Source organism: Campylobacter concisus, from assembly GCF_902460665.1.
Classification (GTDB): Bacteria; Campylobacterota; Campylobacteria; order Campylobacterales; family Campylobacteraceae; genus Campylobacter_A; species Campylobacter_A concisus_AL.
The window spans coordinates 141,125-147,715 of the sequence record NZ_CABPUR010000004.1 but is presented as its reverse complement, the minus strand read 5'-3'; the positions used below and the strand labels follow the sequence as shown (position 1 = coordinate 147,715).

Here is a 6,591-nt window from a genome sequence, read left to right as displayed (position 1 = left end):
TACTTTAAAGATGCTTTTATTTGCACTAGCTCTTTGTTTTACAAACTCCATTAGCCCAAGCTCTATTAACTTACTATGAATAGGCACGAGCCTTATGGAATTTATGTTTTTTGGTACTCTTACCATCATCTCTATTTATACTAAAGCAAAGCACGTTATTGTGCTGCACAATGTCACATGCTCTTAGCTGAACTATCTCATTTATTCTCATGCCACTATATGCTGCTATCATAGTTATATAGTATAGATCATTTGCGCTTATGCGTTTGCTTGGTGTTGTGTTAGTTTCTTTAAAATTTTGGACTATTTTAAAGATAGTGTTAGCTTCATCCTTACTGTAAGGTAGCACCTTACGCTCCATCGGATTTATCTCTACTTTTACATTTAGATCATTTACAATGCTCTTACTTATGTAGTCACTGTTATAGCAATACTTAAAGAACTGAATAACCCTTATCATATACTTTTGTATAGTTACTTGTGATAGCTTAGGATCGTTTTTGCCTATATGTATGATTTGCTCTAGGCTTTTGTCTTTGTATTTAGCTTTTTGATTTAGCTTGGTTGGTATGAGAGCCAAAGTATTTCTAAATTTAAGTAAATCATCTCGTGATATGGCTGTGATCTCTTTGCTTGGGTTAAAAAATTTAAATAGTATGTTTCCTACTATATTCACCAGATCCATGGTGCTATTTGACCACTTTTGGCTAATGCTAGTATTTGCTATAAAATTTTCAAATGCTGTTTTTAGTGTAATGATCTCTTTACTCTCTACATTTCTTTGGCTAGTAGAGCATGGCACTATCTCGTATTCTTGTCTTATTTCATCATTTAAAATACCTACACTAAAGCTTTTATCACCTACTTTTATGCGTTTACCTATGATATGACTATCGCTAGTTAGTATCTGCTCTACACTTCTCTCATCGTCTTTAGTTTTTACTAGCTTAAGAGGAGTGTTGAGCCCATATTGTTGCTTGGCAGTTGTCATTATGGCGTGTGAGAAATTTTTAGTTAGATTTTTAATACCTTCTTTATTAAGAGGCAGTCCATGTGTTTCATTAAGGGTTTCAATATTATCCTGAAAGCTATCTATATCGTTTGATTCAAAGCTATAATTTTCATCTTGTTTGTTTAAAAATTTAAGCTTTTTAGAAACGAGGTTTGTGCTTTTATTAAGCTTTGATATAAGATGGTTTAGTGACAATATATGTTTCTCAAGCAAGGTTTGAGCTATGCTAGCTTTATCATCTTGATCCATTGCTTCATCTAAGTTGTTAGATAAAATTTTGGCTTTATTTATCAAAGTCTCATTGCTTTGCTTGAGCAATTCAGGAAAGCTATCATTTTTTAATGCTTCTTTGAAGTGCCGATTTAGTGCATCTGCAAAGTCAATATCTATCTTTTTATCATAAAGCGAATGCTCTTTTATGCTCCTATCTACCTTTGCTTGCATAAAACTATCAACTAATGAATCTATAATTCCTTGATTTAGCTTCATGTCCACTGCCTTTGTTATGAGATAAATATATCTATCATAAATTCTAGCAGATTTTCTGGCTTTTAATATGGAACAAGTCCCCAAGGAGAAACATAACTCTCTTGAACAGTTAAAAACTTTTCTTACTTTTGGTTTTAATACGCTTCGGTAGTAATAAATTCCATTACGATTTTTTAGATGTACCATGCTTTTGTAGTGGAACAAAAGTGGGACACTTGACTAATGCTTATTAGAAAAAGTTGTTTGTAATGGCGATGTAGCAGGGCTTTAAGCGATATTTAAAAATTTGTCTCATAAGCCGGAGGTCGGGAGTTCAAGTCTCCCCCGTGACACCATAAATACCTAAACTACGATGTTTCTACAATATTATATTGCAGTCACCTTTCATGAAATATAGCTTAATGTTTGTAGCAAAATAAAATTTTATGTAGCAAATTTTTAAGCTCGCAGTAATTTTAACACGTTTTTTGTAAAATTTTAAAAAACAAGTAAAATTTTTTAACGAATCATCTACTATGATATAATCTGTCACTTTACTGGGTTAAATTTTTATCATGACTTAAATAAAATGATTATAGATGTATAGTATAAATGGCGTTTGTAGCTATTGAATATAGGCTAAAAAATATTTTTGATGGTTATGATTCATTTATATTTCCTAGCAATAAAACACAAAATAGAGATAGGCTGCATAAGCATCACGAGATCCTGCGTATGTCAAATACTGGCTACCATTTATAAAGATAAAAGAGTCAGAGTATTTAAAGGCAAAATTTGAGAATTTGTTTGGAGAGTATTTGGTGCGCAATTGATGATGATGCAATAATTTTTATTTGGTAATTTTAAGATATTTGTTTCGATTCCTCATATAAATACTAGCATTAAGTAATTCATAAGTATTTTTATGCTATACAATCAATTATAAGCAAAAACCCCTTGATATATCGTGCTTTTTAAAACATAAAATCATTTTTTTATTCTACTTACTATCAAATTCATTGACTCGACTATAAAAAAAGATTATAATGCTCACAATTTTTAAAAATAAAATATTTTTAACCAAAGGAGGTTAAGATGATCAAAATTAGTTAGAAGCAGAGGTTCTGTTTAAGTGTTAGAAAAGAACCTCTACGATAAATTTTAGCGTTTTTATTGTAACCGTTCTCTACTTTTAAACTACTTAAATAAGAACTTCATTAATACCAACCATATTGAGTTTATTGGGCAAACTATAGGTATGTCTATTTTGGTGAGATGGCTATTGCTGTCTTTATAAAATTTTAAAAAGTCATAGGAGAAAAACATGGCTAATAAAAAAATGCTTTTAAATGATTTAAAAGCTATCAGAAAAAATAAAATAAAACAGGAGATTAAACAAGCATGCATTGAAGCCTTGTTTCCACAAAAAGCTACGATCAAAGAGTGTAGGCTAGTAATAAAAGATCGTTTTAACATCAAGCTATCAAATAAGGAATTTTCCGAATGGAAGAAAGAGTATGATGCAAAAGACACACATCAAACCTCTCATACAGATCAAATTCCTGAGGTTAAAGAAGACGAAAACAACGATGAGGAGCTAAGTAATGGCACTAACAATCAAGAGTAGTGATACAGCAGTTGCGGCAAATGCCGTAATTGCACTACAAGAACATATCGAAATGAGCAATAAGGCTAGTGAAAATATTAGAAATAATATTGAACTTTTTAATCAAGCCGCAGATAGCTTTGATAAAAGCTTTAAAGAAAAAATAGAACTTATAGAGCAAGGAGGTATTGAACTTATAAATGCAACAAAAGAGATCCAAAACAACTTTAAAAATACTCTAAAAGGTGCAGACAAAACTATATCGAAGATCAACTCATCTTTTAGCTCTTTAATGAAGAAGATAGTATCTGCATTAATTGCCTTTGTATTTATAGAAGTGATCTTCTTTTTTGGCTACATGTTTTATGATAGCCATAAGACAAATGAAGCCAAATCTACACTACAAAGTAGGCTAGATAAAGCACTTTATGATGTGTCTAATCTTCAAGGCTTTATCATCCATATCTACAACCAAGATAGTCAAAAAGTTAGTGAAGATTTTACTAAATGGCTAAACACAAATGGTGACAACAATGTTCGGTAGTATGCAAATTTTTCTAATAGGTAAGACACATACAATGTATGACACTTCGTTTTCATACCTTGTATAATCTTGCTCTGCCGAGGGCCACAATGCGAGATATAAGAAGCGTTAAAACGCTTCATCTCGCTAGCACATTTTATAAAAGGATATCATATGCTAAAAAATATTAAGGATAAAGTGCTCTCCATAAGGATCACTTCTCAGCAAAATAGCAAATTATCTGATATAGCTAGAGAACTAAAAATATCAAAATCAGAAATCATTTCCTATCTTATAGATAATGGCACTGTAAATTCTGAATCCATAAAAAAGAAAGAGCTATATCCAGCAATCATTACATATTTTGCTAGACCTTTTAATAACATTAATCAAATAGCAAAGAAACTAAATATAGCTTATAAGACTAGTGGCAATATAGATTTAAAAACGATACTGCAGACACAAGAAGAGTTGTACAAAGTTCAATCAGTGCTAACTGAAATTTTAAGCCTAATAAAGAGTAACTATGATAGTTAAGATCTCAAAGGGAGAAAAAGGCATAGCTGATTATCTAAAAACTGGCAAGAAAAGAGATTCAAAGCTAACTAGAGATGAAAAAGATGATAGATTGCCATTGGCTGGAAATTTAGATCTTATCGAGATGTCTGAAAAGCACCAGAGCAAGAAAAAGAATAAGAAACATAACTACTATCATATATCCTTGTCATTTACTTCAGAGGAGTGGAGCAGACTATATGAAAGTGGCAATATAGATGAGCTTATAATGGATTTTTTGAGGCTAACTTTTCCAAATCACGACATAGATGAGCTACTTTTTTATGCTGAAGCTCATCTGCCTATAATCAAAGAAGAGCCATATATTCCTCGCCCAGAAGGGGCACTAGAAAATAGAACATTAAACAAGAAACATAAAAATGGTGAACCGCTAAAAAGAGAGCCTCATATTCATCTAATAGTCTCTTTTGAAAATATGAAATTTACCCATAGTGTAAAAACTGGTGGAGTCATATATACAAAAGGTGTAGCTAAGCAACAAGTAAAAGCTGTTATGGCTAAATCAGCAGAGAAATTTAAAAGAGTGGTTAATGACATCTTATCTAACAAATATGGTCTAAATAATATAGAGCCTTTAGGCATGGATGAAGACCAACTAAATAAACAATATGAAAGCTTTAAAAGTGCAGCACAAAAGGTTAAGAAAGGCAAAGAAAAAGATACGCAAATGAAGATAGAAACAGATGTGGTGATCGAGCCAAAAGCCAATACAAAAGAGCAAAATATAAGTGTTGAAGAGTTACTAGCTGATGCTAAAAATTCTACAGCTGATTATCTATTAAGAATGGTAGAAGAAGATGGGAGTTTCAAAAAAGACTATTATGATAGAGCAAAGAGGCTTAATGCAGTCGATATAAGAGAATTTTTGCCTATGATCAATGCAAAATTTAACATCACTGCAAAACCTGAAATGGTAAATGGCAAATATAAAGTAAGAGTAGATGGTTTTAATGGAACTTATAATCTAACTGATTTAATGTGTAAGATAGTCTATAATGGCAGAAAAGGAGCGTTATTTCACGTAGTTAATGAGCTAGAGCAAATGCTTATAGAACTTCAAGCCAATAAAAATGAGCCAAAGATAACATTAAGTGTAAGCAGTGACTTTAGCGCGCCAAATAAGGACCCAAAAACTCAAGTGCTAAATAACTGGAAAACGATACAAATAGAGCCATACAATCTAAAATCAATACTTAAAAACTATTCAGCTATATCAGTGGCAAGTTTCAAAGATAAAAGTGAAGAAGCTAGCAGTATTGATAGCATAACTCCTACGCTTATATACGATATAGATAACTCTAAATTTACTATAAATGATGCTCAAAATTTACTACAAAGTAAAGGAATAAAAGGCTTCATATACCCAACCACCTATCAAGCGCCAGACACAAAAGTAGAGAAATTTAAACTCATCATACCCACAACAAGGGCTCCAAGCTTAAATGAATATGATGAATACATAAAAGAGATAACAAGAGAGCTTGGGTTATATAACATAGTAAATAACTCCAGCTTGCATCCTAGTAAATTTCACTACACTCCAGTGCCAGGATCTGAACTTGTAAGCATTAGTGGAAAAACTTTTGATAATACAAGAGTCATTGAAGATGCTGGCTTAAAAACAGATATTAATAATATGGATATTAAAGCCATATATGGAGATTTACAAAATCTAAGAAAATATGAGCTTGGTCATCAAACAAAAGATACCAACTCACATATTAAAAGAACAAGCTACCAAGCTATATCATCAAAGATTCCGATAAAAGAGTTAATAGAATACTTTGAAGAAAGCACTATGGTTAAAAAATATAAAGATTATCAAATACTTTTTAATAATAACAGTAGATATCTATACTTGCCAGAAGAAAACACAGCCTATTCTTTTAGCCAAAATAGACACTATACTCCATATATCTACATTAGAGATAAATTTTATGAAGCAGCCGGAAAGATAAAAACTGGATTTTATGATGATGATCTCATTAAAAAACTAGGTATTACACAAAATGAATATGAAGGCTTTGTAAAAGGTATTGATGACCATCTAGATATAAATGGGTACTATTTAGTGTTTATCAATAGAATAGAAAACTTTAAAAAATACCTGCCAGATATAGTTAAAATTAACTATCAAGGATTAGTTTATAACATAAAAACCTATATGAAAGATTGGCAGGATATGCAAGGTTTTAATAAGCTAAAGGAGCGTTATAAAACAGATAAGATCTCTCTAGCAAATGATTATATATCATTTGACTCACTAAAAATAACAAAGCAAGAGCTATACGATCAAGGACTTGATAAGAATTTTGGAGTGGAGCAATCAAAACAACAATCAAGTAAGATAAAAATTATAGAGCAAAATGTGAAGTCAGGATATGATGGTTTGGGAAGGTAGATTAT

At 31.3% G+C, this 6,591-nt stretch carries 5 protein-coding genes; 4 read left to right on the top strand and 1 reads right to left on the bottom strand.

The annotated features are described in order from the left end of the window. Positions 1-73: 73 nt before the first annotated feature. Positions 74-1,501, bottom strand: coding sequence for a site-specific integrase (locus F3G66_RS08245; protein WP_149707775.1), 1,428 nt, complete (start codon positions 1,499-1,501; stop codon positions 74-76). A gap of 1,303 nt (positions 1,502-2,804) precedes the next feature. Between F3G66_RS08245 and F3G66_RS08235 the strand changes: the two genes are divergently transcribed. The 4 genes from F3G66_RS08235 to F3G66_RS08220 all read left to right on the top strand — a co-directional run bounded on the left by F3G66_RS08235 (position 2,805) and on the right by F3G66_RS08220 (position 6,586). Continuing rightward, a complete protein-coding gene (locus F3G66_RS08235; protein WP_149707774.1) occupies positions 2,805-3,107 on the top strand; it encodes a hypothetical protein in 303 nt (100 codons plus the stop codon). Then, positions 3,085-3,630 (top strand): hypothetical protein, encoded by a 546-nt coding sequence (locus F3G66_RS08230; protein ID WP_149707773.1) that lies wholly within the window; start codon positions 3,085-3,087, stop codon positions 3,628-3,630. The genes F3G66_RS08235 and F3G66_RS08230 overlap by 23 nt, the downstream gene beginning before the upstream one ends. 153 nt (positions 3,631-3,783) lie before the next feature. Further along, positions 3,784-4,146 (top strand): plasmid mobilization relaxosome protein MobC, encoded by a 363-nt coding sequence (gene mobC / locus F3G66_RS08225; protein ID WP_149707772.1) that lies wholly within the window; start codon positions 3,784-3,786, stop codon positions 4,144-4,146. Next, entirely contained in the window at positions 4,136-6,586 is a 2,451-nt protein-coding gene (locus tag F3G66_RS08220) for an aminotransferase (protein ID WP_149707771.1), read from the top strand. The genes mobC and F3G66_RS08220 overlap by 11 nt, the downstream gene beginning before the upstream one ends. Positions 6,587-6,591: the final 5 nt, after the last annotated feature.

Excerpts from the sequence above, each read along its gene's own strand:
- F3G66_RS08220 (WP_149707771.1), top strand. The coding sequence starts at position 4,136 with ATGATAGTTAAGATCTCAAAGGGAGAAAAAGGCATAGCTGATTATCTA.
- mobC (WP_149707772.1), top strand. The coding sequence starts at position 3,784 with ATGCTAAAAAATATTAAGGATAAAGTGCTCTCCATAAGGATCACTTCT.
- F3G66_RS08235 (WP_149707774.1), top strand. The coding sequence starts at position 2,805 with ATGGCTAATAAAAAAATGCTTTTAAATGATTTAAAAGCTATCAGAAAA.
- F3G66_RS08230 (WP_149707773.1), top strand. The coding sequence starts at position 3,085 with ATGGCACTAACAATCAAGAGTAGTGATACAGCAGTTGCGGCAAATGCC.
- F3G66_RS08245 (WP_149707775.1), bottom strand. The coding sequence starts at position 1,501 with ATGAAGCTAAATCAAGGAATTATAGATTCATTAGTTGATAGTTTTATG.